Genomic DNA, 26,147 nt, shown 5'->3' with positions numbered 1-26,147 from the left:
CGTCCCCTTCGTCTAGTGGCCTAGGACACCGCCCTTTCACGGCGGTAACAGGGGTTCGAGTCCCCTAGGGGACGCCATTTTTTTACCCGTGTCTTACGGGATGTTAAGGGTCACCCCTCATTGGGTGGCCCTTTTGTTTTTCTGTCGCCGGATTTTCGTTCGGCGCATCGCAACCGCTAGACTCGCAGTCTTTGCCAACCGGGAGTCGAACCGTGAACTGGGATTTCCCCGAGCCTTTCCTGACCGACATCCAGGTCGCCGCCGAAGACATCGACGGCCTCGGCCACGCCAACAATGCGGTTTACGTCAGCTGGCTGGAGCGCTGCGCCTGGCGTCATTCGCAGAGCCTGGGGCTGGACCTGGCCGAGTACCGTCGGCTCGACCGGGCGATGGCCGTGGTGCGGCACGAGATCGATTACCTGGCTGCCGCCCACGAGGGTGACGAGCTGCGCATGGCGACCTGGATCGTCGAATCCGATCAGCGCCTGCGCATGAACCGGCACTTCCAGTTGATACGGGGCAGCGATGCCAGCGTGCTGCTGCGCGCGCAGACCACCTTCGTCTGCATCGAACTGTCCACCGGCCGCCCCAAGCGAATGCCTGCAGAGTTCGTCGAGGGTTACGGGCGCGCGCTGCTTCCTGCCGCCGCCAGGGGCTGAGTCACTCGATCTGCGGCGAGAGGAAGAATCCGGACGCGTTCTGCATCACCTTGTAGCCGCGGGTCTCGCCCGGCTGCAGAAGCACCGACTGTACGCTGACCTGGGCCTGGTCCGGCTTGCACAGCGCCGAGCCGGCCTGTGCGACGCTCAGGGCGATATCGCCGGCCGCCACTTCCAGCACCACCTGTTCGCCCGGCGGTATCTGTGCCGCCATCTGGCTCTGGACGTACAGGTCTACCGTGCAGGCATTCAGCCCTTCCTCGTCGCGACTTACGATCAGCCGTGCCGGCGAATCGGGTGCCGGGTTTTCCGCTGGCGGCGCCATCGCGCCGTTCCCCATCGCCGGTGGCGGGCTGGCCGTGGCCAGTCCGCAGGAAACCGTGAGCAGCGCGGCAAGCAGGCTTCTTTGCAGGTTCATCGTCGATTCTCCATGTCCTGTCTACACAGACAGCCGGCGCCGGCGATAGCTCCCGGCCCCTGTGCCCGCCCGGACGGGGCACGTAAACTACGCGACTTTTTCCGCGAGACCGCCGTTATGCAGATCGCCCTGGCGCCCATGGAGGGGCTGGTCGATGAAATTCTCCGCGATGTGCTGACCGGCGTCGGCGGCGTCGACTGGTGCGTCACCGAGTTCATCCGCGTCAGCGACCGGCTGTTGCCCGCCTCGCACTTCCACAAGCTGGCGCCGGAACTGCGCGACGGTTCGCGCACGCCGTCCGGCACGCCGATGCGGGTGCAACTGCTCGGCTCCGATCCCGCCTGTCTGGCCGACAACGCGGCCTTCGCCTGTGGCCTGGGCGCGCCGGTGATCGACCTCAACTTCGGCTGCCCGGCGAAGACCGTGAACAAATCGCGTGGCGGTGCGGTGTTGCTCAGGGAGCCCGAGCTGCTTCACGCGATCGTTGCCGAGGTTCGCCGCGGCGTGCCGGCGGCGATTCCGGTCACGGCGAAGATGCGCCTGGGTTTCGACAGCCCCGATGTCGCGCTGGATTGCGCGCGGGCGCTGGCGGACGCTGGCGCCGCGCAGATCGTGGTCCATGCGCGAACCAAGGTGCAGGGCTACAAGCCGCCGGCGCACTGGGAATGGGTGGCGCGCGTGCAGGAGGTGGTGCCGGTCCCGGTGTTCGCCAACGGCGATATCTGGACGCTGGAGGATTGGCGGCGCTGCCGCGAGATCAGCGGCGCCCGCGACATCATGCTCGGTCGCGGACTGGTTTCCTGCCCGGATCTCGCCCGGCAGATCGCCGCGGCGGAGGCCGGGCGCGCGGACGAACCGATGACCTGGAGCGAGCTGCTGCCGCTGTTGCGCGCGTTCTGGCTGCAGGCACGGCGCAAGCTGTCGCCGCGCTATGCGCCGGGGCGCCTCAAGCAGTGGCTGGCCATGCTGATGCGCAGCTATCCCGAGGCGGTGGCGCTGTTCGGCGCGATCCGTCGGGAGAGCGACTGCCCCCTGATCGACCGCCTGCTCGGCGTGGACCCGATGGCGCTGCCGGCGATGCGAATCGCCTGAGTTCTCTCCAACTCAGCGACCACCCAAGTCCAGCAGCGCGTTGGGTGCTGCGCCTGTTTTCGTCCTGAAGATTTCCTGACGAACGGTATTTTTCGGCGGGCTTGAAATCGTTTTCTGCGTCCTCATCTTGGTTCTCGCGGGGATGCCGAAGACGGGTTTCCGCCACTTACCACTTGCTGATTATTCAGGAGATTCGACATGAGTACTGCTCTTTCCATGGCTCCACTGTTCCGCCAATCCATCGGTTTCGATCGTTTCAACGATCTCTTCGAGTCGGCCCTGCGCAATGACGCCGGCAGCTCGTACCCACCCTACAACGTCGAGAAGCACGCCGACGACCAGTACCGCATCGTCATCGCTGCGGCCGGCTTCCAGGAGTCCGATCTCGAGTTGCAGGTCGAGCGCGGCGTACTGACCGTCAGCGGCGGCAAGCGCGAGCGTAGCGAGGAAAACGTCACCTTCCTGCACCAGGGCATCGCCCAGCGCGGCTTCAAGCTGTCGTTCCGCCTCGCCGACCACATCGAAGTGAAATCGGCCGGACTGGCCAACGGGCTGCTCAGCATCGACCTGCTGCGCGTCGTACCGGAAGAAGCGAAGGCCAAGCGCATTCCGATCGCCAGCGAGCGTCCGGCGCTGAACAGCTGAGTCATCGTCAAAGACGAAAAGGGGCGCCGTGGCGCCCCTTTTTCTTGCCCGCGATTTTCCGCTCGGGATCAGTCGGCTGGCGCCGCGTTTTTCAGCAATTCGCGGAACCGCTCCAGCGGCAGCGGCTTGCTGAACAGGTAGCCCTGATAGAGGTGGCAGCCCTGGCGCTGGAGAAGCGCGAGCTGGTCCTTCTGCTCGACGCCCTCGGCGAGGATCTCCAGGCCCAGTGCGCGCGCCATGGCGATGATGGCGCGGACGATTTCCGCATCGCTGGGGTTGTTCACCGCGTCTCGGACGAACGACTGGTCGATCTTCAGCATGTCCACCGGCAGCTGCTTGAGGTAGGTCAGCGACGAGTAGCCGGTGCCGAAATCGTCCATCGCGAAGGTCAGGCCCAGACGCTTGAGGCGCAGCATCTTGGCGATGGTCTCCTCGAGGTTCTGGATCACGATGCTTTCGGTGATCTCCAGCTTCAGCAGGGTTTCCGGCAGTTGGCTTTGTTCCAGGCAGCGTTCGACACGGGCGACGAAGTCACTGTGGCCGAACTGGCGCGGGCTGATGTTGATGCACAGGCTGAAGTGCTGCGCATCGATCAGTCCGTCGCGCAGCAGCTCGGCGCAGACCTCGCAGGCGCGCTGCAGGACCCAGCCGCCGACTTCGTAGATCAGCCCGCTTTCCTCCAGGATCTGGATGAACTGCCCCGGTGGGCGTGGCCCCAGCGTCGGATGCTCCCAGCGCAACAGCGCCTCGGCACCGACGATGCGGCCGCTGCGGGCGTCCACCTGCGGCTGGAAGTGCAGGTCGAATTCGTTGCGTGCCTGTGCGAGGCGCAGGTCGTTTTCCAGGCGCAGGCGTTCGCTGGCGGCTTCCTGCATGCTGCTGCGGAACAGCTGGATGGCGTTGCGCCCCTGCTCCTTGGCCTTGTACAGGGCAATGTCGGCGCGCTTGAGCAGGTCCGCCGGGGTGCTGCCATGATCGGGAATCAGCGCGATGCCGATGCTCGGCGTGACCTGCAGGCGCTGGCCGTCGAGCAGCATGGGTTCGGCGAGCAGCCGGCGCAATTTGTCGGCGATCTGCCGGACCCGGCGGGTGACTTCGCCGCGTTCGCCCTCCAGCCCGGAGAGCAGCACGACGAACTCGTCGCCACCCAGGCGAGCGACGGTGTCCTCCTGGCGGGTGCTGGCTTCCAGGCGTGCGGTGATCATCTTCAGCACGGCGTCGCCGACCGGGTGGCCGAGGGAGTCGTTGATGTGCTTGAAGTGATCGAGGTCGACGAACATCAGCGCGCCGCGCATGCCGTGGCGGCGGAGCAGGGCGATCTGCTGCTTGAGACGGTCCATCAGCAGCGCGCGGTTCGGCAGGTTGGTCAGCGAGTCGTGATAGGCCAGGTGCTGCACCTGGGCCTGCGCGGCCTTCAACTGGCTGATGTCGCGCGCCGTGAGCAGCAGGCAGTGCATGCCATTCAGCTCGATGGGCTCCACCGACACCTCGAAGGTGAGGATCTCGCCGTTGTGGTGCAGGCCGCGCAGCTCCTGGTGCTTGACCCGGCCATCGCGCTTCAGCGTCTCGATCATCGCCTCGCGCTCGGCGGGGTCGGCCCAGATGTCGAGCTCCAACACGCTCTTGCCGATGACCTCGTCGGCGCGGTAGCCGGTGAGCCGGGTGAAGCCCTCGTTGACCTCGATGTAGCGGCCGCTGTCGCGCTCGCTGATGGTGATGGCGTCCGGGCTGGAGTGGAACGCCTTGGCGAACTTCTCCTCGCTGGCCTGCAGTGCGGCTTCGGCACGCTTGCGTTTGGTGATGTCGCGGAAGGTGGTGGTGATGCACAGCGCGCCGTCGACATGGATGAAGCGGCTGGAGATCACGCAGGTCAGCTCCTGGCCGGCGCGCGTGCGGAAATGCGCTTCGATGTTGGTCAGCTCGCGTTCGGTTTGGATCCGCTCGTAGAGCCGCTGGCGCTGTTCCGGGTCGGCCCAGAAATTCAACTGCTCGGCGCTCTTGCCGGCCGCGTCCTCGGGCTTCCAGCCGAAGGTGGCGGTGAAGCTGGGATTGATCTCGATGAAGGTGCCCGGGTCCACGCGGGTCACGCAGATCGGGTCGGGGCTCGCCTCGAACAGGGTGGCGAATTTCTCCTCCGAGGCCGCCAGGCGCTGCTCGCGCTCCACCCGGTCGGTGATGTCGACCAGGATGCCGGCCATGCGCAGCGGCTTGCCACGCTCGTCGCGGTAGAGCCTGGCGGTGTTTTCCAGGTAGCGCAGGCGCCCGTCGGCAAGGCGCGTGCGGTAGACGTTCTGGTACTCGGTGCGGCGGCTGGCGAGCAGCGCCCGATAGGTCTTGCGGATCTTGATCCGGTCATCCAGATAGACGCTGCCGAAGAAGTCCTGGAAGTTGCCCTGGTAGGGCTGCTCGGCGAGCCCGTGAAGCGCCGACGAGCGCGCGGAGCCGTACAACGCGTCGCTCGGAATGTGCCAGTTCCAGGTGCCCAGGGAGGCGGATTCCAGCGCCAGTTGCAGGCGTTCCTGGCTGACTTTCAGCGCCTGCTCCTGTTCGCGCTGGCCGGTAATGTCGCGCACCGTCAGCACCAGGCAGCGCTGGCCTTCGAGTTCCACCTCGCCGCCGTACAGCAGGTTGATGCTGCGCCGGCCATCGCGATGGTAGAGGTGTGCCTCGAGGTCGCGGAAATGGCCCTGCTTCAGGGCTTCGAGCATGCGCTGGCGTTCACTGAGGTCGCTCCAGATGCCCAGGTCCATCGAGGTGCGGCCGAGGGCTTCGGCCTTGCTCCAGCCGAACTGGCGCTCGAAGCCCGGATTGATCTCGAGGAAGCGCCCGCTGAGCAGTTCGGTGATCACCACCGCATCGGGGCTGCTAAGGAAGGCGTTGGCGAACTTGTTCTCGCTGGCGCGCAGCGCGGATTCGGCGCGCTTGCGCTCGCTGGTGTCGAGGAAGGTGCAGAGCAGGAAGGGCTCGTCGTGGATTTCCAGGTGCTTGCAGGACAGCGTGCCGTCGAGCACGCGGCCGTCCTGGGTGCGCAGCTGGACCTCCTGGATCACCGGGTCCGAGGTCAGCGAGACGCTGCGGATGATGAAGTCGCGTTGCGCCAGGTTGACCCAAAGCCCGATGTCCTGGGTGGTGTGGTTTTGCGTCTGTGCGCGGCTCCAGCCGAACAGGGTTTTGAACTGGTGGTTGGTTTCGATCAGCAGCCCGTCGGGGTACTTCACCAGGAAGATCGCGTCCGGGCTCATCTCGAACAGGCTGGAGAAGCGGTGCTCTGAATTGATCAGCGCTTCCTCGCGCGCCCGTTGCTCGTCGATGCCGCGGCATACGCCGAGCAGAAGGCGGCTGCCGTCTTCGCGCTGGCGCAGGCTGCCACCGAGTTCCAGCCAGTACAGGCCGCCGTCGGCGCGGTGCATCCGGTGGCGATAGGTCTGCGCACTGCCGTCGGCCAGCGCCTGGAAGATCGCCAGGACCTCGCCCTGTTCCTCGTCCGGCACCTGGCTCAGGTAATCGACGGCGCCCGCCCGGCCGCTGCCATCGAGGCCGAACAGCCTGAGCGCGCCCGGCGAGGCATGGAGTTCGCCGCTGTCGACGTCCCAGTACCAGACGCCGAGATGCGCACCGTCCAGCGCCGCCAGCAGCAGAGGCGCGTCGTGCCAGATATCGTCGAAGCCAGGCGAGTCTTGCGGAACGATGCGGGGATTGGGGAAGCGGCGCTTGTCGGCCATCGCGATTCTTCTTGGGGCTGGCGGCCGCGCGACAGGGTCGTGCAGCGGCAGAATGCCATTATGTGGCTACGTTAGCGTCCGTCCCGACGCCAGCGCAACCATCGGCGCTGCGGTCGAGCAGGGCCATGAAGGCTTTTGCCGCATTCGACAGCGTTCGCTCGGTGTGCAGGATATAGCCCAGCTGGCGATCGAGCTGGATACCGTCCAGCGGCAGGCGCGCCACCTGCTCGTCGAGCATGGTCCGCGGCAGCACGCTCCAGGCCAGTCCGATGGAGACCATCATCTTGATCGTCTCCAGGTAGTTGGTGCTCATGGCGATGTTCGGCGTGAGCCCCTGGCCCTCGAACAGCCGCTGCACGATGTGATGGGTGAAGGTGTTGCCGCCAGGAAACACCGCCGGGTGCTGGGCGACGTCCTCCAGGCTGATCCGCTGCTTCAAGGCCAGCGGGTGCTCGGGCGCGGCGACGAAATCCAGCGGGTCGCTCCATACCGGCACCGCTTTCACCGGCGCCGCCGTGGCAGGCGCCAGGGTGATCACCGCCAGCTCGGCGCGGCCATGGAGGATTTCCTCGTAGGCCACTTCCGAATCGAGGAACTGGATGTCCAGCGCCACCTGCGGATGGGCGCGGGTGAAGGCGCGCAGCAGCGGCGGCAGGCGATGCAGGCCGATGTGGTGGCTGGTGGCGAGGGTCAGCCGACCGCTGATGTCGCCGCTCAGGTTGGTCAGCGCGCGGCGCGTATCGTCGAGCACGTTGAGGATGCGATAGGCGCGCGGCAGCAAGGCGCGACCGGCTTCGGTAAGGCTGACTTCGCGGCCCAGGCGGTCGAACAGGCGCACCTTGAGCTGCTGCTCGAGGGCGGCGATGCGCTTGCTCACCGCCGGTTGGGTCAGGTGTAGGCGTTCACCGGCTATCGAAAAACTGCCGGTTTCGGCGACGGCGATGAAGGCGTTGAGGTTGGCGAGGTCCACGGTAGATCCCTTGAGCGCGCGCTTCGGGCGGCTTTCGCTGGCGTTATAGCTCAAGTCATTCCCGGCGGGAATGCGCCTGATGAAAAAGATGAATTGGAGTTATCCAGGCGTGCCCTTTAGCATTCGCCCCTACAAGCCAGGTGGGTTTTATGCAGCGCCACCCCCGGCATAGAAAAGATCCTGATGAGGAAACAACCGAAATGGCCGGCAAGACGCTCTACGACAAGCTCTGGGAAGCCCACGAAGTGAAGCGGCGCGACGATGGGTCGTCGCTGATCTACATCGACCGCCACATCCTTCACGAGGTGACCTCGCCGCAGGCGTTCGAGGGCCTGCGCCTGGCCGGTCGCAAACCCTGGCGCATCGACGCCAATATCGCCACGCCCGACCACAACGTGCCGACTACCCGCACCGAGCGGCAGGGCGGCCTTGCGGCGATCTCCGACGAAGTCTCGCGCATCCAGGTGATGACCCTGGACGAGAACTGCGACGACTTCGGCATCCTCGAATTCAAGATGAACGACGTGCGCCAGGGCATCGTTCACGTGATCGGCCCGGAGCAGGGCGCGACCCTGCCGGGCATGACCGTGGTCTGCGGCGATTCGCACACCTCGACCCACGGTGCGTTCGGTGCGCTGGCGCACGGCATCGGCACCTCGGAAGTCGAGCACGTGCTCGCCACCCAGTGCCTGATCGCCAAGAAGATGAAGAACATGCAGGTACGCGTCGAAGGCAAGTTGCCCTTCGGCGTGACCGCCAAGGACATCGTCCTCGCGGTGATCGGCAAGATCGGCACCGCCGGCGGCAACGGCCATGCGCTGGAATTCGCCGGCAGCGCGATCCGCGATCTGTCGATGGAAGGCCGCATGACCCTCTGCAACATGTCCATCGAGGCCGGTGCCCGCGTCGGCATGGTCGCCGCGGACCAGAAGACCATCGATTACGTGAAGGGCCGCCCGTATTCGCCCAAGGGCGAGGACTGGGACAAGGCCGTGGCGGCCTGGGCCGACCTGGTGTCGGACGACGACGCGCATTTCGACACCGTGGTCGAGTTGCGTGCCGAAGAGATCAAGCCGCAGGTCAGCTGGGGCACTTCGCCGGAAATGGTCCTCGCCGTCGACCAGAACGTGCCGGACCCGGCGCGCGAGGCCGATCCGGTCAAGCGCGATTCGATCGAGCGCGCACTCAAGTACATGGGCCTGGCCGCCAATCAGGCGATCACCGATATCAAGCTGGACCGTGTGTTCATCGGTTCCTGCACCAACTCGCGGATCGAAGACCTGCGCGCCGCCGCCGAAGTGGCCAAGGGCCGCAAGGTCGCGGCCAACGTGATCCAGGCGATGGTGGTGCCGGGTTCCGGGCTGGTCAAACAGCAGGCCGAGGAGGAGGGGCTGGACAAGATCTTCCTCGACGCCGGTTTCGAATGGCGTGAGCCCGGCTGCTCGATGTGCCTGGCGATGAACCCGGACAAGCTCGGCAGCGGCGAACACTGCGCTTCCACCTCCAACCGCAACTTCGAAGGCCGCCAGGGCGCCGGTGGGCGTACCCATCTGGTCAGCCCGGCGATGGCCGCCGCCGCCGCGGTGACCGGCCGTTTCATCGACGTTCGCGAATTGATCCAGGCCTGAGGAAGCACACATGAAAGCCTTTACCCAGCACACCGGTCTCGTCGCGCCGCTCGACCGCGCCAACGTCGATACCGATCAGATCATCCCCAAGCAGTTTCTCAAGTCGATCAAGCGCACCGGCTTCGGGCCGAACCTGTTCGACGAGTGGCGCTACCTCGATGTCGGCCAGCCGAACCAGGACAACTCCAAGCGCCCGATCAACAAGGATTTCGTGCTGAACTTCCCGCGCTACCAGGGCGCCAGCGTGCTCCTCGCCCGGGAAAACTTCGGCTGCGGTTCCTCCCGCGAGCACGCGCCCTGGGCGCTGGACGAGTACGGCTTCCGCAGCGTGATCGCGCCGAGCTACGCCGACATCTTCTTCAATAACAGCTTCAAGAACGGCCTGCTGCCGATCATCCTGAAGGACGAGGAAGTCGACGAGCTGTTCGAGCAGGTCGAGACCAACGAGGGCTACCAGCTAACCGTCGACCTCGCCGCGCAAACGGTGACCCGACCGGACGGCAAGAGCTATTCGTTCGAGGTCGACGCCTTCCGCAAGCATTGCCTGCTCAACGGGCTCGACGACATCGGCCTGACCCTGCAGGACGCCGATGCCATCAAGCAGTTCGAGGCCGGTCACCAGCAGCGCCAGCCCTGGCTGTTCGGCGCCATCAAGTAAGCGGCGCGCCGTAGGGTGCGCCATGCGCACCTTGCCCTCTACGCGGAGTCACGACGTGAACCAGAAAGCCCATTCCCAGGTGGTGCAGACGCAGTTCGGCGAACAGGCCAACGCCTACCTGAACAGCGCCGTGCATGCGCAGGGCAGCGAATTCGCCGCCCTCCAGGCCGCGGTCGCCGGCCGCGCCGATGCGCGTCTGCTCGATCTCGGCTGTGGCGCCGGCCACGTGGCGTTCCATGTCGCACCGGCGGTGGCCGAAGTGGTCGCCTACGACCTGTCGCAGGACATGCTCGACGTGGTGGCCAAAGCCGCCGGCGAGCGCGGCCTGGGCAACATCCGCACCCAATGCGGCGCGGCCGAGCACCTGCCGTTCGCCGATGCCCGCTTCGATTTCGTCTTCAGCCGCTACTCCGCGCACCATTGGAGTGATCTCGGCCAGGCCCTGCGCGAAGTGCGCCGGGTGCTCAAACCGGGTGGCCTGGCCGCCTTCGTCGATGTCGCGGCACCCGGCCTGCCGTTGTTCGATACGCATCTGCAAACGGTGGAAGTGCTGCGCGACAGCAGCCATGCGCGCGATTATTCGCCCTCCGAGTGGACCCGGCAGCTTGGCGAGGCCGGTCTGGTGGTGACCGCGTGCAGCCGTCAGCGCCTGCGCCTGGAGTACAGCTCCTGGGTCGAGCGCATGCGCACGCCGGATGTGTTCCGCGCGGCGATCCGGGCGATGCAGCAGGCGGTGGGCGACGAGGTTCGCGAGTATTTCGAGATTGCCGACGACGGCTCCTTCAGCACCGACGTGCTGCTGGTCTGGGCCGAACGTTGATTTTTTACCGGTGCCAGGCGGCACCCAACGAGAGAAAAGCATGAGCAAGCAGATTCTGGTTCTCCCTGGCGACGGCATCGGTCCGGAAATCATGGCCGAGGCGGTCAAGGTGCTGAACCTGGCCAACGAGAAGTACAGCCTGGGCTTCGAACTGATCGAAGACGTGATCGGCGGCGCCGCCATCGACAAGCACGGCGTGCCGCTGGCCGACGAGACCCTGGCGCGCGCCCGCGCGGCCGATGCGGTGCTGCTCGGCGCGGTCGGCGGGCCGAAGTGGGACAAGATCGAGCGCGACATCCGTCCCGAGCGCGGCCTGCTGAAGATCCGTTCGCAACTGGGCCTGTTCGCCAACCTGCGTCCGGCGATCCTCTACCCGCAACTGGCCGACGCCTCGTCGCTGAAACCCGAAGTGGTTTCCGGCCTGGACATCCTGATCGTTCGCGAACTCACCGGTGGCATCTACTTCGGCGCCCCGCGTGGTACCGAGACCCTGGAGAACGGCGAGCGCAAGGCCTTCGACACGCTGCCCTACAGCGAGAGCGAAATCCGCCGCATCGCGCGCGTCGGCTTCGACATGGCGCGCGTGCGCGGCAACAAGCTGTGCTCGGTGGACAAGGCCAACGTGCTCGCCTCCAGCCAGCTCTGGCGCGAAGTGGTCGAGGAGGTGGCCAGGGATTACCCGCAGGTCGAGCTGTCGCACATGTACGTCGACAACGCCGCGATGCAACTGGTCCGCGCGCCCAAGCAGTTCGACGTGATCGTCACCGACAACATGTTCGGCGACATCCTCTCCGACGAAGCCTCGATGCTCACCGGCTCCATCGGCATGCTGCCGTCGGCCTCGCTGGACGCCAGCAACAAGGGCATGTACGAGCCTTGCCACGGTTCCGCGCCGGACATCGCCGGGCAGGGCATCGCCAACCCGCTGGCGACCATCCTCTCGGTATCCATGATGCTGCGCTACAGCTTCAACCAGACCCCGGCGGCCGACGCCATCGAGCAGGCGGTCAGCAAGGTGCTCGACCAGGGCCTGCGCACCGGCGACATCCATTCCGCCGGAATGCGCAAGGTCGGCACCGCCGAGATGGGCGATGCGGTGGTCGCGGCACTGCGTGCACTCTGAGGTTTCAGGCGTTAATCTCTTCGGCCCGCCGCGGTTCGGCGGGCGATTTCGACAATAAAGGTACGGTTGCGATGAAACGTGTAGGTTTGATCGGATGGCGCGGCATGGTCGGTTCCGTGCTCATGCAGCGGATGCTGGAAGAGCGGGATTTCGACCTGATCGAACCGGTGTTCTTCACCACCTCCAACGTCGGTGGCCAGGGCCCTGACGTGGGCAAGGAAGTCGCTCCGCTGAAGGACGCCTACAGCATCGACGAGCTCAAGGGTCTGGACGTGATCCTCACCTGCCAGGGCGGCGACTACACCAGCGAAGTCTTCCCCAAACTGCGCGAAGCCGGCTGGCAGGGCTACTGGATCGATGCCGCCTCCAGCCTGCGCATGGACGACGACGCGGTGATCGTGCTCGACCCGGTCAACCGCAAGGTGATCGACCAGAAGCTCGACGGCGGTGTGAAGAACTACATCGGCGGCAACTGCACCGTCAGCCTGATGCTGATGGGCCTCGGCGGCCTGTTCGAGGCCGGCCTGGTCGAGTGGATGAGCGCCATGACCTACCAGGCGGCTTCCGGCGCAGGCGCGCAGAACATGCGCGAGCTGATCAAACAGATGGGCGCCATCGAAGCCTCCGTGGCCGACGAGCTGGCCAACCCGGCCAGCGCTATCCTCGACATCGACCGCAAGGTCGCCGAGATGCAGCGCAGCGAAGCCTTCCCGACGGAAAACTTCGGCGTGCCGCTGGCCGGCAGCCTGATCCCGTGGATCGACAAGGAACTGCCCAACGGCCAGAGCCGTGAAGAGTGGAAGGGTCAGGCCGAGACCAACAAGATTCTCGGGCGGTTCAAGAACCCGATCCCGGTGGACGGCATCTGCGTGCGCATCGGTGCCATGCGTTGCCACAGCCAGGCGCTGACCATCAAGCTGAACAAGGACGTGCCGCTGTCCGATATCGAAGGGCTGATCAGCCAGCACAACCCGTGGGTCAAGCTGGTGCCGAACCAGCGCGAGATCAGCATGCGCGAGCTGACGCCGACCGCCGTCACCGGCACCCTCAGCGTTCCGGTGGGTCGCCTGCGCAAGCTGAACATGGGCTCGCATTACCTGGGCGCCTTCACCGTGGGCGACCAGTTGCTGTGGGGTGCGGCGGAGCCGTTGCGGCGCATGCTGCGGATTCTCCTCGAACGCTGATGGCGATGCCCTCCGGGAGCGGATCTCTCCGCTCCCGGCACGCGCGCCCGCCGCGAACGGCGGCGGGCCGTGTGCTTTCCCCCTCCGGTTTTCCTCTATAAAGTGCCTCTCCATTCGCAAGAGGCCGCTTCCGTCATGAGCCAAACCATCGACATCGCCGTAGTCGGCGCCAGCGACGAGGTCGGCAAGACCCTGGTCGAACTGTTCGGCGAGCGCGACTTCCCGGTCGGCAACCTGTTCCTTCTTGGCGACCCTGAAAGCGCCGGCGAATCGCTGCCGTTTCGCGGCAAGAACCTGCGCGTGCGCGATGTCGCCGACTTCGATTTCTCCCAGGTCAGCCTGGTGTTCTTCGTCGCAGGCGAGGCGCTGACCCGCTCCTACGCGCCGCGGGCGGAAGCGGCGGGGTGCTCGCTGCTCGACGTGACCGGCGCGCTGGATGCGCAACGCGCGCCGAGCGCGGTGCCCGAGGCCAATGGGCTGGCGATCGAGGCGCTGAACCTGCCCGTGCAACTGAGCAGCCCGTCGCCGGTAGCTATCGCGCTGTCGGTGGTGCTGGCGCCGTTGCGGCAACTGGTCGAATTGCAGCGGGTCACGGTCAGCGCCTGCCTGGCGGTGTCGAGCCGCGGCCGCGAGGGCGTCAGCGAGCTGGCCAGGCAGACCACGGAACTGCTCAACCTGCGCCCGCTGGAGCCGCGTCTGTTCGATCGGCAGATCGCCTTCAACCTGCTGGCTCAGGTGGAGGCATGCGATGCCCACGGCCATGGCTCGCTGGAGAAGCGTCTGGCTGGCGAGCTCAAGCAGCTCCTCGACCTGCCGCGCCTGGCGGTGTCCTCGACTTTCATCCAGGCGCCGGTGTTCTTCGGCGACAGCCTCAGCGTATCGATCATCGCCGAAGAGCCGCTGGACATGGCCGCGGTGCGTCAAATACTGGGCACTGCGCCGGGTGTAGAGTTGCTGGAGGACGATTATCCGACGGCCACCGGGGATGCGGTCGGTCAGGACGTGGTGTACGTAGGGCGCGTGCGTGGCGGGCTGGACGATCCCCATGAACTCAATTTGTGGATTGCTTCTGATAATGTACGAAAAGGCGCCGCGCTGAATGTGCTGCAACTGGCTGAGTTGTTGATAAAACACTATCCGTAAAAGATACTTACCTTTGAGTTTGAAGAACTATTCTAGGTTTGTTGCTACGTGCTTGGCTGATCGCTGACGGGGACCATCCCAGGATGGAGCGGGCAGCGAGTATCTAGTTTCTCCCCGGGTTTTCGGGGGAAGGCGAAAACAAGGGAAAACACTATGGTTCGGGTTCGCAAACTGGTGCTGGCAATCGCAGCCGCTACGTCGCTCACCTCAGGGATGACGTATGCGCTGGGCTTGGGCGAAGTCACCCTGAAATCCGCGTTGAACCAACCGTTGCAGGCGGAGATCGAGCTCCTCGACGTCAAGGGGCTCGAAACCGACGAAGTCCGCCCGAAACTGGCCTCTCCCGAAGATTTCGCCAAGGCCGGCGTCGATCGCCAGTTCTTCCTCACCGACCTCAAGTTCACCCCGGCCCTGAATGCCAACGGCAAGAACGTCATCCGCGTGACCTCTTCCAAACCGGTGCGCGAGCCTTACCTCAACTTCATGGTGGAAGTGCTCTGGCCGAGCGGTCGTCTGCTGCGCGAGTACACCCTGCTGCTCGACCCGCCGCTGTATTCCCCGGAAACCGCGGCCGCCGTGGCGCCGCAACTGCCGGTCGCCAGGCCGGCCACGCGTCCGCCGGTAGCCACCGCGCCGCGCCCGGCTCCCGCTCCGGCCCCGAGCGCAGCGCCCGCGACCGCGCCACGGCCTTCGGCTCCGGCGGCATCCGCTCCACGCGTTGCCAGCAGCGAATACCGCACCACTTCCCGCGACACCCTCTGGGAAGTCGCCCAGCAGGTCCGCAGCGGCGGCACCGTCCACCAGGCGATGCTGGCGATCCAGGACCTCAACCCGGATGCCTTTCTCGACGGCAACATCAACCGCATGAAGAGCGGGCAGGTACTGCGCCTGCCCACCGACGAGCAGATCCGCAGCCGCTCGCAGAGCGAAGCGCTGGCCCAGGTCGCTGCGCAGAACGCCGCCTGGCGCTCGGGTCGCCGCGCGGCACCTGGCGCCCGGCAACTGGATGCCACACGCCGCGCCGAAGCGGGCGCCGCGCCCGCGCAGAGCGAACGTAGCGACAACCTCCGCCTCGTGGCTCCGGAAGCCGGCAGCGCCACCAGCGGCAGCGATGCCGGTGGCACCGGTGGCGGTAACAGCAAGGCGCTGGTGGACAAGCTTGCGGTCACGCAGGAGAGCCTCGACTCGTCACGTCGCGAAAGCGCCGAGCTGAAGAGTCGGGTCGACGACCTGCAGAGCCAATTGGACAAGCTGCAGCGGCTGATCCAGCTCAAGGACAGCCAGTTGGCCAAACTCCAGGCCAGCGTGGCCGAGCAGGGTCAGGCTCCGGCAACGCCTGCTGCACCCGCGACCGCCTCGCCAGCCCCGGCTGTGCCGACACCAGCGCCCGCAGCACCCACCGAAAACCAGCCTGCTGGCGCCCAGCCTTCTGCAGCCGCCGGGGAACCGGATGCCACCGAGAACGCTGCGGGCGCTCCGGCCACTGCGCCGGAAGCTGCTCCCGCCGAACCTGCCGCGCCCGTGGAGCCTCAGGCCGAACAGGCTCCCGCGCCGGTCGAGCCAACTCCGGAACCTGCGCCTGCTCAACCGCTGCCCGCGGCCGACGAGCCCGACGAAGGTATCCTCGGCTCGCTGCTGGCCAATCCGACCATGCTCGCCCTGCTGGGCGGCGGGGCCTTGCTGCTGTTGCTTATCGCCCTGCTGATCCTGTCGCGGCGCAATGCCGCCAAGGAAACGGTCCAGCAGAACAACGTGATCATCGGTGGCGATGACGCCGCCAACAAGTTCGACAGCGACATGGGGCTGGGCGCCGGCAGTTTCGACGCCCTCGACGACGATCCGCAGGTCGAGCTTTCGACCCCTGTCAGTGAACGTGTCACGCCGCAGACCGGCGATCCGCTGGGCGAGGCGGACATCTACATCGCCTACGGCCGTTTCAACCAGGCGGCGGAGTTGCTCCAGGGCGCCATCAATGACGAGCCGCAACGTGCCGACCTGCGTCTCAAGCTGATGGAGGTGTATGCGGAGCTGGGTGATCGGGAAGGCTTCGTTCGCCAGGAAAACGAACTGCGAGAAATGGGCGGCAGCAGTTCCGATATCGACTCGCTGAAGCTCCGCTACCCGGCCATGAGTGCGCTGGCCGCCGCCGCCCTGGCTAGCGCCGCGGCCGCGGCCTCCCGCGATGACGAGCGTGACGAGTTCAATCTGGATGATCTGGCGATTCAGGAGCCTGCACCCAGTGCGGCCCTGGATGACGATGCCTTCGATCTCGACGACCTCGATCTGGACTTCGATACCGACACGTCCCCGGCTGCGAAGACCGAGCCGGCAGACGACCTGGGCGATCTGTCGCTGGATGACGACCTGCAATTTGCGTCGACGTCCTCGCCAGCGGCCGAGCCGGATCTGGATTTCGATCTGGATCTGGATCTGGATCTGGACAAGGACGAGGGCGCTTCCAGCCCCGACCTGACCGACGAGCTTGCCGACTTCAACCTGGATCTGGACGCTCAGGAAGCCGATGAAAAGCCGCTGTCCGCTGATGATGACTTCCTCTTCAACCTCGAAGACGAGCCTGTTGTAACTTCTGAGACGGGCACCCTCGACGAGCCGAGCTTCGAGTTGCCGCAAGAGCCGGTCGTCGATCCGCGCAGCTCGGTCGACGCGCCGCTGGCCGATTTCGATCTGTCGCTGGACGACGATGAGCCGGTGAAGGACGACTTCGCCGCGCAGCTCGACCGCGTTGCGGCGCAGCTCGATCAGATGAATGACGAGGCTCAGCCGCCGGTCGTTCCCGAGCCAGTTGTCGATGAGCCGTTCGATGACCCGTTCGCCGATGCGCCGATGACAGCCGATACCCTGGCCGGGCCGAGCGACGAAGACGATTTCGACTTCCTCTCCGGTACCGACGAAACCGCGACCAAGCTGGACCTGGCGCGTGCTTACATCGACATGGGCGACAGCGAAGGCGCCCGCGACATCCTCGACGAAGTGCTCGCCGAAGGCGACTCTGCCCAGCAGCAGGAAGCGCGCGAGATGATTTCCCGACTGGTTTGACATATGACCGATGCAGTACCCGAAGCGGCAGCCCCAGTGGCTGCCGCTGGCTTTTTCAGAGTCGCCCTGGGCGTTGAGTACCGCGGAACCCGCTACCGCGGCTTCCAGCGTCAGCGCGCCGGCGTTCCGTCGATTCAGGAGTCCCTCGAAAAGGCCCTGTCCAAGGTCGCCGGTGGGGCACCCGTTACCCTGAGCTGCGCGGGGCGTACCGATGCCCTGGTACATGCCAGCGGCCAGGTGGTGCACTTCGATACCTCGGTGGAGCGTTCGCTGCATTCCTGGATCATGGGCGCCAACCTGAATCTCCCCCCGGACATCAGCGTGACCTGGGCCAAGTTCATGCCGCGCGCGTTCGATGCGCGGTTCTCGGCCATGGCGCGGCGCTATCGCTATGTCATCTACAACGATCAGATTCGTCCGGCGCACATGGCTGAGGAGGTGACCTGGAATCACCGCCCGCTGGACATCGCGCGCATGCGCGAAGCCGCGCGCAGTCTGGTTGGCACGCATGATTTCAGCGCCTTTCGCGCGCGTCAGTGCCAGGCCAAGTCGCCGATAAAGACCATCCATCACCTCGAGCTGATCGAACACGGTCGCTTCATCGTTCTGGACATCCGTGCCAACGCGTTCCTTCATCACATGGTGCGCAACATCGCCGGTGTGCTGATGACCATCGGCGCCGGAGAGCGTCCGCTGGAATGGGCTAGGGAAGTGCTGGAAACCCGTGTACGACGCACCGGCGGCGTGACGGCGCATCCGTTCGGTCTGTACCTGGTGCAGGTCGAGTATCCGGCCGAGTTCGAGCTCCCCCAACGCTACCTGGGCCCGCATTTCCTCTCCGGCCTGCCGGACGTGATGGCTGACGCCTAGAAGCGCATTTGCTACCATTCGGGGCTATCAGATCCCCGAGGTCCTCGCAACTTGCCAGCCGTTCGCAGCAAAATCTGCGGTATTACCCGCATCGAAGACGCTCTCGCCGCGGTTGACGCCGGTGCCGATGCGATCGGCCTGGTGTTCTACCGGCGCAGCCCACGTGCGGTTTCCGTTCAGCAGGCGCGGGCGATCATCGCGGCCTTGCCGCCCTTCGTAACCACCGTCGGTCTATTCGTCGATGCCAGTCGCTGCGAACTGGGAGAGATCCTCGACGCCGTGCCGCTCGATCTTCTGCAGTTCCATGGCGATGAAAGCGCGGATGCCTGCGACGGCTATCACCGGCCGTTCATCAAGGCGCTGCGGGTCAAGCCGGGCGATGACATCGCCGCGCTGGCCGCCCGCTACCCGAAGGCCAGCGGCATTCTGCTCGACACCTATGTCGCCGGTGTTCCCGGTGGTACCGGCGAATCCTTCGACTGGTCGCTGATTCCCCGGGAACTGTCCAAGCCGCTGATCCTCGCCGGTGGGCTCACGCCCGATAACGTCGCCGATGCCGTTCGGCAGGTTCGTCCGTATGCCGTGGACGTCAGTGGCGGAGTGGAGGCCAGCAAGGGCATCAAGGATGCGCAGAAGATTCGTGCGTTCATCGATGCCGTCAAAGGCGGCTCGGCGGCGTGATGCTGCGCGTGGACGCTGTTCATGTGACGGCCTTCCCTCGTCAGCCGTCCACTAGCACTGACGCGTCGTCGACGCAGGCGCGAAGCGCTGCGGGCGCTCTACGGCGCCTGTCGACGAACTGTTTTTCGATCCGTGTGCCTGCTCGTTCGAGTGGCGGCGCGGATCAGCCCGGCCCCGTGGGTGCCTGGCACGCCGAATGCGCCGCTCGCGGTCGCGACTTTGAATCCGCCCGGCAAGCGCCCTCGTGGCGCGCGGGCCCGAAGCTTTGGAGAACGACAGCATGAGCAACTGGCTGGTAGACAAACTGATCCCTTCGATCATGCGGTCCGAGGTGAAGAAGAGTTCCGTGCCCGAAGGGCTCTGGCACAAGTGCCCGTCCTGCGAGGCGGTGCTGTACAAGCCGGAGCTGGAAAAGACCCTCGACGTCTGCCCCAAGTGCAACCACCACATGCGCATCGATGCGCGTGCGCGGCTGAACATCTTCCTCGATCCGGAGGGTCGCGAAGAGATCGGCGCAGAGCTGGAGCCGGTGGATCGCCTCAAGTTTCGTGACAGCAAGAAGTACAAGGACCGTCTGACCGCTGCGCAGAAGGACACCGGCGAGAAGGACGCGCTGATTGCCATGCGCGGCACGCTGCAGGACATTCCGGTGGTTGCGGTGGCTTTCGAGTTCTCCTTCATGGGCGGCTCGATGGGTGCCGTGGTGGGTGAGCGATTCGTGCGCGCGGCCAACGTCGCCCTCGAGCAGCGCTGCCCGATGCTGTGCTTCTCCGCGTCCGGCGGCGCGCGCATGCAGGAAGCACTGATCTCGCTGATGCAGATGGCCAAGACCTCGGCGGTGCTGGCGCGTCTGCGCGAAGAAGGCCTGCCGTTCATTTCCGTGCTGACCGACCCGGTGTATGGCGGGGTGTCGGCCAGTCTGGCCATGCTCGGCGACGTGATCGTGGCCGAACCCAAGGCGCTGATCGGCTTCGCCGGCCCGCGCGTGATCGAACAGACGGTGCGCGAGAAACTGCCGGAAGGCTTCCAGCGTAGCGAGTTCCTTCTCGATCACGGCGCCATCGACATGATCATCCACCGTGCCGAACTGCGCCCGCGTCTGGCGCGCCTGCTCGCCCAGCTCATGGGGCTTCCCAGCCCCGTGCACTCCGTGGCGCCGGTCCAGGCTCCCGCCGAGGCATGATCGAGCGCAGCCTCGACGACTGGCTCGCTTACCTCGAGCAACTGCACCCCACGGCCATCGAAATGGGCCTGGAACGCTCGCGGGAAGCGGCCCGGCGCCTCGGGCTGGGCAGACCCGCGCCGCGGGTGATCACCGTCACCGGCACCAATGGCAAGGGCTCTACGTGCGCGTTTCTCGCCGAGCTGATGCGGGCGCAGGGGCTGCGCGTCGGCGTTTATAGCTCGCCGCACCTGCTGCGTTACAACGAGCGCGTCTGGCTGAATGGCGTCGAGGCCAGCGATGCGCAACTGTGCGAAGCCTTCACCGCGGTAGAGGCCGCGCGTGGCGAGATTTCCCTGACCTATTTCGAGATGGGCACACTGGCGGCCTTCTGGTTGTTTGGGCGGGCCGGGCTCGACGCCGTGGTGCTCGAAGTCGGCCTCGGCGGGCGGCTGGATGCGGTGAACCTAATCGATGCCGATCTGGCGCTGGTCACCAGCATCGGCCTCGATCACGCCGACTGGCTGGGCGACAGCCGCGAGTCGGTCGCCTTCGAGAAGGCCGGCATCCTGCGCGCCGGCAAGCCCGCGCTGTGCGGCGACCTCGATCCCCCGGCGCCGTTGCTGGACAAGGCCGCCGAGCTGGAGGCGCCCCTGTACTTGCGGGGACGCGATTACGATCTGGCGATCGGCGAGCAGGGCTGGCACTGGCAGGGCCGCGATGGCGCCGGCCAGGTGCTGGAGCTGCACGACCTCCCGCTGCTAGACCTGCCGATGGAAAACGCAGCGCTCGCCCTGCAGGCCTTCGCGCTACTGGGGCTCGACTGGCATCCTCCGGTGCTCTTCGAGGCGCTGGCGCGAACCCGCGTTACCGGGCGGTTGGACCGGCGGGCGATTCACTGGCGAGGCAAGTCCCTGACACTGTTGCTCGATGTTGGGCATAATCCCCATGCCGCCGAGTACCTGGCACGCCGTCTGGCATCGACGCCGATCGGCGGGCAACGTCTGGCGGTGTTCGGTCTGCTGGCCGACAAGGACCTTGCGGGCGTGCTGCAGCCGCTGTTGCCACAGATCTCCAGCTGGTCGGTCGCTGCGCTACCGACGCCGCGCTCTCGGCCGGCCGCCGAATTGCTGGCCGCGTTGCAGGAGGTCGGGGCCGAGGCGAGCGACGCAGGCGACATCGGCCGCGCCATCGAGGCTCAGTGCGAGCGGGCGTCGACGGGCGACGAAATCGTGGTATTCGGTTCTTTTTATTGTGTGGCCGAGGCCCTGGAATGGTTGGCCCGGTACTAGGAGCGGGGAATGGCTGTGCTGGACAAAGGGCTCAAGCAACGTATGGTCGGCGCGCTGGTGCTGGTCGCGCTGGCGGTGATCTTCGTGCCGATGCTGCTCTCCCGCGACGACGAACTGCGTCGCGTCGTGGTGGACGCGCCGAGCATGCCGGCGACCCCGGCGGCGCCGACCATCGAGGTCGAGTCGGTCGCGGTGCCCGAGCCCCAGCCTCTGCCGGACGAGCCGGTGCCGGCCGATCCGCCTCAGACGCCGATTGCCGCTTTGCCTGCTACGTCTGCCGCCAGCGTTCCGGCGCCGACCGCGCCGGCTGCTCCGGCTGCCCCCTCGGCAACTGTTCCCGCGCCGGCACCGGCGAGCAAACCGGCGGATAGTCGTCTGGATGCCAATAATCTCCCCATCAGCTGGTCGGTCCAACTGGCCAGCCTGTCCAATCGCGCCAGCGCCGAAACGCTGCAGGCGACCCTGCGCAATCAGGGCTACAACGCCTACATCCGCAACGCCGAGAACATGAACCGGGTATTCGTCGGTCCGGTGATCGAGCGGGCGGAGGCCGACCGTCTGCGCGATCAGCTCAACAAGCAGCAGAAGCTCAACGGTTTCGTGGTGCGCTTCAAACCCTGATAGGCGCAGCCAGGCGAGGCGATAGAAAGCTTCGCTTACCGGAGCGGGTCGGCTCTGCTAAAATTCCGCGCCTTTCCCGTTCGCAGGCAGCACCGTGTTGGCAGGCAGCATCGTGGCATTCACCTGGGTCGATTGGGCGATAGTCGCCGTTATCGCCGTTTCCAGTCTGATCAGTTTGAAGCGCGGCTTCGTCAAGGAAGCCCTGTCGCTGCTCACCTGGATCGTTGCCGGCGTGGTCGCCTGGATGTTCGGCGGTGCACTGTCGGTGTACCTGGACCGCTTCATCGAAACCCCGTCGGCGCGCGTGATCGCCGCCTGCATCATTCTTTTCGTGGTGACACTGCTGGTCGGTGCGTTGATCAATTTCCTGATCGGCGAGCTGATCCGGGTCACCGGCCTTTCCGGTACCGACCGTTTTCTCGGCATGGTCTTCGGCGCGGCGCGCGGTGCGCTGCTGGTGGTGGTCCTTGTGGGGCTGCTGAGCCTGGCGCCGGTCCAGGAGGACGTCTGGTGGCAACAGTCGGTGCTGTTGCCGCATTTCCTGATGGTCGCCGATTGGTCGAAGAACCTGATTCTGAATCTTGCCGGTCATTGGATGATCGACAGCGCCGTTTCCCAGGGATTGAACGCCAGTGGGCTGATGCCCAAGTAAAAGAGGTCATGCGGTTGTCGTGCGAACATGCCGGCCTTCGCAAACCTGTCTTTAGCCTGAACCAGTGAGGTTGCGTCACATGTGTGGCATCGTCGGTATCGTCGGTAAGTCGAACGTCAATCAGGCGCTGTATGACGGCCTGACCGTCCTCCAGCACCGCGGCCAGGATGCTGCCGGGATCGTCACCAGCCACGACGGTCGCCTGTTCCTGCGCAAGGACAACGGCCTGGTGCGTGACGTCTTCCAGCAACGCCACATGCAGCGCCTGGTCGGCCACATGGGCATCGGCCACGTGCGCTACCCGACCGCCGGCAGCTCCAGCTCGGCCGAGGCACAGCCGTTCTACGTCAACTCGCCGTACGGCATCACCCTGGCACACAACGGCAACCTGACCAACGTCGAGCAGTTGGCCAAGGAAATCTACGAATCCGACCTGCGCCACGTGAATACCAATTCCGACTCGGAAGTGCTGCTCAACGTGTTCGCCCACGAACTGGCCCAGCGCGGCAAGCTGCAGCCGACCGAGGAAGACGTGTTCGCCGCCGTCACCCACGTGCACGAGCGTTGCCTGGGCGGTTACGCCGTGGTGGCGATGATCACCGGCTACGGCATCGTCGGGTTCCGCGACCCCAACGGCATTCGTCCGATCGTGTTCGGCCAGCGCCACACCGACGAGGGCGTGGAATACATGATCGCCTCCGAGAGCGTCTCGCTGGACGTGCTCGGCTTCACCCTGATCCGCGATCTGGCGCCGGGCGAGGCGGTGTACATCACCGAGGACGGCAAGCTGTTCACCCGGCAGTGCGCGACGAATCCGAAATACGCTCCGTGCATCTTCGAGCACGTCTACCTGGCGCGTCCGGACTCGATCATGGACGGCATCTCGGTCTACAAGGCGCGCCTGCGCATGGGCGAGAAGCTGGCCGACAAGATCCTCCGCGAGCGTCCGCAGCACGACATCGACGTGGTCATCCCGATTCCCGATACCAGCCGCACCGCCGCGCTGGAGTTGGCCAACCGCCTGGGTGTGAAGTTTCGCGAGGGCTTCGTCAAGAATCGCTACATCGGGCGGACCTTCATCATGCCCGGCCAGGCGGCGCGCAAGAAATCCGTACGGCAGAAGCTCAACGCGATCGAGCTGGAGTTTCGCGGCAAGAACGTGATGCTGGTGGACGACTCCATCGTGCGTGGCACCACCTGCAAGCAGATCATCCAGATGGCCCGCGAAGCCGGTGCGAAGAGCGTCTACTTCTGCTCGGCAGCACCGGCGGTGCGTTACCCGAACGTCTACGGCATCGACATGCCAAGCGCCCATGAGCTGATCGCTCACGGCCGTACCACCGAAGAAGTCTGCGAGCTGATCGGCGCCGACTGGCTGATCTACCAGGATCTGCCGGACCTGATCGAAGCGGTCAGCGGCAGCAAGAAGATCAAGATCGCCAACTTCGACTGCGCGGTGTTCGATGGCAAGTACGTCACCGGTGACATCGACGAGGCCTACCTGAACCGCATCGAGCAGGCGCGCAACGACGCGAGCAAGGTCAAATCTCAGGCGGTCAGCGCGATCATCGACCTGTACAACAACTGATGGCGGGCAGGGGCGACCCTGTCCGTTTCGAGGGCGCGCACGGCGCACCCTGCAGTCCTACTTTTCGTGAGGTAGCGATATGACCCAGGAATGGGATGCCGGTCGGCTCGACAGCGACCTGGGCGGCGTAGGTTTCGATACCCTGGCGGTGCGTGCCGGCCAGCAGCGCACGCCAGAAGGCGAGCACGGTGAGCCGCTGTTCTTCACCTCCAGCTACGTGTTCCGCACTGCTGCCGATGCCGCCGCGCGCTTTGGCGGCGAGGTGCCGGGCAACGTCTATTCGCGCTACACCAACCCCACCGTGCGCATGTTCGAGGAGCGCATCGCCGCGCTCGAAGGCGCCGAACAGGCGGTCGCCACCGCCTCGGGGATGTCCGCGATCCTGGCCATGGTCATGAGCCTGTGCAGTTCCGGCGATCATGTGCTGGTCTCGCGCAGCGTCTTCGGCTCGACCATCAGCCTGTTCGAGAAGTACCTGAAGCGTTTCGGCGTGCAGGTCGACTACCCGCCACTGGCCGATCTCGACGGCTGGCGCGCGGCGTTCAAGCCGAACACCAGGCTGGCCTTCGTCGAATCCCCTTCGAACCCGCTCGCCGAACTGGTCGATATCGCCGCGCTGGCCGAAATCACCCACGCCCACGGCGCGCTACTGGCGGTGGACAACTGCTTTTGCACGCCCGCGCTGCAGCAGCCGCTGAAGCTCGGTGCGGACATCGTCATCCACTCCGCGACCAAGTACATCGACGGCCAGGGTCGCTGCCTCGGCGGCGTGGTCGCCGGTCGCGCGGCGCAGATGGCCGAAGTGGTGGGGTTCCTGCGTACCGCCGGTCCCACGCTGAGTCCGTTCAATGCCTGGGTGTTCCTCAAGGGCCTGGAAACCCTGCGCGTGCGCATGCGCGCGCACAGCGAGTCGGCGCTGGAGCTGGCGCAGTGGCTGGAAGGCCAGCCGGGCGTAGAGCGCGTCTACTACTCCGGCCTGGCCAGCCATCCGCAGCATGAGCTGGCCAAGCGGCAGCAGAAGGCGTTCGGCGCGGTGGTGAGCTTCGAGGTTGCCGGCGGCAAGGCGGGCGCCTGGGCGGTCATCGATGCCACACGGATGATCTCCATCACCACCAACCTGGGCGATACCAAGACCACCATCGCCCATCCGGCGACCACCTCGCACGGTCGCCTGTCGCAACAGGATCGCGAACGCGCCGGGATTCATGACAACCTGATCCGTGTCGCCGTGGGCCTCGAGGACATCGACGACATCAAGGCGGACCTGGCTCTGGGTCTCGCTGCCCTGCGCACGGTATGACGGCGGGCGAGCGGGACGCCCTGGAGTGGGCGCCCCGTTCCGCCGCAGGAGCGAACGGCAAGGTCGCGCTGGTCACCGGTGGCGCGCGCGGTATCGGCCTGGGGATCGCCGCCTGGCTGATCGCCGAGGGTTGGCAGGTGGTGCTCGCCGACGTCGAGCGCGAACGGGGTTCGCGCGTCGCCAGGGCGCTGGGTGAAAGCGCCTGGTTCATCCGGATGGACGTCAGCGACGAGAAACAGGTCGCCACCGCGGTGGCCGAAGTGCTTGGCCAGTTCGGCCGCCTCGATGCGCTGATCAACAACGCCGGACACGCCGATCCCTATAACTCGCCGCTGGAAAGCCTTCCCATGGGCGAGTGGAACCGCGTCCTGGCGGTCAATCTCACCGGGCCTATGCTGCTGGCCAAGCATTGCGCGCCCTACCTGCGCGCCCATGGCGGTTCGATCGTAAACCTGACCTCCACCCGCGCGCATCAATCCGAAGCCCATAGCGAAGCCTATTCGGCGAGCAAGGGTGGGCTGCTGGCATTGACCCGTGCGCTGGCGGTCAGCCTGGGGCCGGATATCCGCGTGAACGCGGTCAGCCCCGGCTGGATCGACGCCCGCGACCCACGCGATCGGCGCGCCGATCCGCTGTCCGAAAGCGACCACGACCAGCATCCGGCAGGAAGGGTAGGGACGGTGGAGGACATCGCTTCGCTGGTCAGCTGGCTGGTCTCGCCGAACGCCACTTTCGTCACCGGCCAGGAGTTCGTCGTGGACGGTGGCATGACCCGAAAGATGATCTACGCCGACTGAGCGTTTTCGGAAAAAGTTCAAGCGGGGTGTTGACTTAGCGTCGGCCGCTGCGTAAATTGCGCCAC

At 65.7% G+C, this 26,147-nt stretch carries 22 protein-coding genes and 1 tRNA gene; 20 read left to right on the top strand and 3 right to left on the bottom strand.

Features of this window, described 5'->3' with window-relative positions; genetic code table 11:
* Window position 1: 1 nt before the first annotated feature.
* Both BLV15_RS15980 and BLV15_RS15975 read left to right on the top strand, forming a co-directional pair.
* Window positions 2-77, top strand: a tRNA-Glu gene (locus BLV15_RS15980).
* A gap of 135 nt (window positions 78-212) precedes the next feature.
* Window positions 213-659: an acyl-CoA thioesterase gene (locus BLV15_RS15975; protein WP_090230355.1), complete on the top strand. Its 447-nt coding sequence runs from the start codon at window positions 213-215 to the stop codon at window positions 657-659.
* Between the two features lies 1 nt (window position 660).
* On the opposite strand, the gene BLV15_RS15970 is transcribed toward BLV15_RS15975, so the two are convergent.
* The gene (locus BLV15_RS15970; protein WP_090230352.1) at window positions 661-1,077 is read right to left on the bottom strand and encodes a hypothetical protein; all 417 of its coding nucleotides are present in this window, start codon (window positions 1,075-1,077) and stop codon (window positions 661-663) included.
* Window positions 1,078-1,194: 117 nt separating this feature from the next.
* Between BLV15_RS15970 and BLV15_RS15965 the strand changes: the two genes are divergently transcribed.
* Window positions 1,195-2,169 (top strand): tRNA dihydrouridine synthase, encoded by a 975-nt coding sequence (locus BLV15_RS15965; protein WP_090230350.1) that lies wholly within the window; start codon window positions 1,195-1,197, stop codon window positions 2,167-2,169.
* Between the two features lie 198 nt (window positions 2,170-2,367).
* Window positions 2,368-2,814 carry an Hsp20 family protein gene (locus BLV15_RS15960; protein ID WP_090230347.1) on the top strand — a complete coding sequence of 149 codons (447 nt, stop codon included), beginning with the start codon at window positions 2,368-2,370 and terminating at the stop codon, window positions 2,812-2,814.
* Between the two features lie 68 nt (window positions 2,815-2,882).
* Here BLV15_RS15960 and BLV15_RS15955 read toward each other — a convergent pair whose 3' ends face one another.
* Together BLV15_RS15955 and BLV15_RS15950 are read right to left on the bottom strand one after the other, a co-directional pair.
* Window positions 2,883-6,542 carry a PAS domain S-box protein gene (locus BLV15_RS15955; protein WP_425438513.1) on the bottom strand — a complete coding sequence of 1,220 codons (3,660 nt, stop codon included), beginning with the start codon at window positions 6,540-6,542 and terminating at the stop codon, window positions 2,883-2,885.
* Window positions 6,543-6,594: 52 nt separating this feature from the next.
* The gene (locus BLV15_RS15950; RefSeq protein WP_090230415.1) at window positions 6,595-7,506 is read right to left on the bottom strand and encodes a LysR family transcriptional regulator; all 912 of its coding nucleotides are present in this window, start codon (window positions 7,504-7,506) and stop codon (window positions 6,595-6,597) included.
* Between the two features lie 200 nt (window positions 7,507-7,706).
* Here BLV15_RS15950 and leuC point away from each other — a divergent pair, with 200 nt between their 5' ends.
* The 16 genes from leuC to BLV15_RS15870 all read left to right on the top strand — a co-directional run bounded on the left by leuC (window position 7,707) and on the right by BLV15_RS15870 (window position 26,082).
* Window positions 7,707-9,134: a 3-isopropylmalate dehydratase large subunit gene (gene leuC / locus BLV15_RS15945; RefSeq protein WP_090230343.1), complete on the top strand. Its 1,428-nt coding sequence runs from the start codon at window positions 7,707-7,709 to the stop codon at window positions 9,132-9,134.
* A gap of 10 nt (window positions 9,135-9,144) precedes the next feature.
* On the top strand, window positions 9,145-9,792 hold the full coding sequence (gene leuD, locus BLV15_RS15940; protein ID WP_090230341.1) for a 3-isopropylmalate dehydratase small subunit: 648 nt from the start codon (window positions 9,145-9,147) through the stop codon (window positions 9,790-9,792).
* A gap of 55 nt (window positions 9,793-9,847) precedes the next feature.
* On the top strand, window positions 9,848-10,612 hold the full coding sequence (locus BLV15_RS15935) for a class I SAM-dependent methyltransferase (protein WP_245728204.1): 765 nt from the start codon (window positions 9,848-9,850) through the stop codon (window positions 10,610-10,612).
* 40 nt (window positions 10,613-10,652) lie between these two features.
* On the top strand, window positions 10,653-11,735 hold the full coding sequence (gene leuB, locus BLV15_RS15930; RefSeq protein ID WP_090230338.1) for a 3-isopropylmalate dehydrogenase: 1,083 nt from the start codon (window positions 10,653-10,655) through the stop codon (window positions 11,733-11,735).
* A gap of 71 nt (window positions 11,736-11,806) precedes the next feature.
* Entirely contained in the window at window positions 11,807-12,919 is a 1,113-nt protein-coding gene (gene asd, locus BLV15_RS15925) for an aspartate-semialdehyde dehydrogenase (RefSeq protein WP_090230336.1), read from the top strand.
* A gap of 135 nt (window positions 12,920-13,054) precedes the next feature.
* Entirely contained in the window at window positions 13,055-14,062 is a 1,008-nt protein-coding gene (locus BLV15_RS15920; RefSeq protein WP_090230333.1) for an aspartate-semialdehyde dehydrogenase, read from the top strand.
* Between the two features lie 153 nt (window positions 14,063-14,215).
* Complete coding sequence (locus tag BLV15_RS15915; protein ID WP_090230330.1) at window positions 14,216-17,119, top strand: motility hub landmark protein FimV; 2,904 nt, start codon at window positions 14,216-14,218, stop codon at window positions 17,117-17,119.
* A 3-nt stretch (window positions 17,120-17,122) separates the two neighbouring features.
* Entirely contained in the window at window positions 17,123-17,989 is an 867-nt protein-coding gene (truA, locus tag BLV15_RS15910; RefSeq protein WP_090230328.1) for a tRNA pseudouridine(38-40) synthase TruA, read from the top strand.
* 51 nt (window positions 17,990-18,040) lie between these two features.
* Complete coding sequence (locus BLV15_RS15905) at window positions 18,041-18,670, top strand: phosphoribosylanthranilate isomerase (RefSeq protein WP_090230325.1); 630 nt, start codon at window positions 18,041-18,043, stop codon at window positions 18,668-18,670.
* Between the two features lie 280 nt (window positions 18,671-18,950).
* Window positions 18,951-19,853, top strand: a complete 903-nt coding sequence (gene accD / locus BLV15_RS15900; RefSeq protein WP_090230323.1) for an acetyl-CoA carboxylase, carboxyltransferase subunit beta — start codon at window positions 18,951-18,953, stop codon at window positions 19,851-19,853.
* The gene (gene folC, locus BLV15_RS15895; RefSeq protein WP_090230320.1) at window positions 19,850-21,124 is read left to right on the top strand and encodes a bifunctional tetrahydrofolate synthase/dihydrofolate synthase; all 1,275 of its coding nucleotides are present in this window, start codon (window positions 19,850-19,852) and stop codon (window positions 21,122-21,124) included. The genes accD and folC overlap by 4 nt, the downstream gene beginning before the upstream one ends.
* A gap of 9 nt (window positions 21,125-21,133) precedes the next feature.
* Window positions 21,134-21,745: an SPOR domain-containing protein gene (locus BLV15_RS15890; protein WP_090230317.1), complete on the top strand. Its 612-nt coding sequence runs from the start codon at window positions 21,134-21,136 to the stop codon at window positions 21,743-21,745.
* Window positions 21,746-21,857: 112 nt separating this feature from the next.
* Window positions 21,858-22,397 carry a CvpA family protein gene (locus BLV15_RS15885; protein WP_090230412.1) on the top strand — a complete coding sequence of 180 codons (540 nt, stop codon included), beginning with the start codon at window positions 21,858-21,860 and terminating at the stop codon, window positions 22,395-22,397.
* Window positions 22,398-22,476: 79 nt separating this feature from the next.
* Window positions 22,477-23,985 (top strand): amidophosphoribosyltransferase, encoded by a 1,509-nt coding sequence (gene purF, locus BLV15_RS15880; protein ID WP_090230314.1) that lies wholly within the window; start codon window positions 22,477-22,479, stop codon window positions 23,983-23,985.
* Between the two features lie 79 nt (window positions 23,986-24,064).
* The gene (locus tag BLV15_RS15875) at window positions 24,065-25,285 is read left to right on the top strand and encodes an O-succinylhomoserine sulfhydrylase (RefSeq protein WP_090230312.1); all 1,221 of its coding nucleotides are present in this window, start codon (window positions 24,065-24,067) and stop codon (window positions 25,283-25,285) included.
* Window positions 25,282-26,082: an SDR family oxidoreductase gene (locus BLV15_RS15870; protein ID WP_090230309.1), complete on the top strand. Its 801-nt coding sequence runs from the start codon at window positions 25,282-25,284 to the stop codon at window positions 26,080-26,082. Before BLV15_RS15875 ends, BLV15_RS15870 begins: the two co-directional genes overlap by 4 nt.
* The last annotated feature ends 65 nt before the right edge of the window (window positions 26,083-26,147 follow it).

The organism is Pseudomonas kuykendallii, from assembly GCF_900106975.1.
Taxonomy (GTDB): Bacteria; Pseudomonadota; Gammaproteobacteria; order Pseudomonadales; family Pseudomonadaceae; genus Pseudomonas_O; species Pseudomonas_O kuykendallii.
This window is presented reverse-complemented; position numbering and strand designations above follow the sequence as displayed.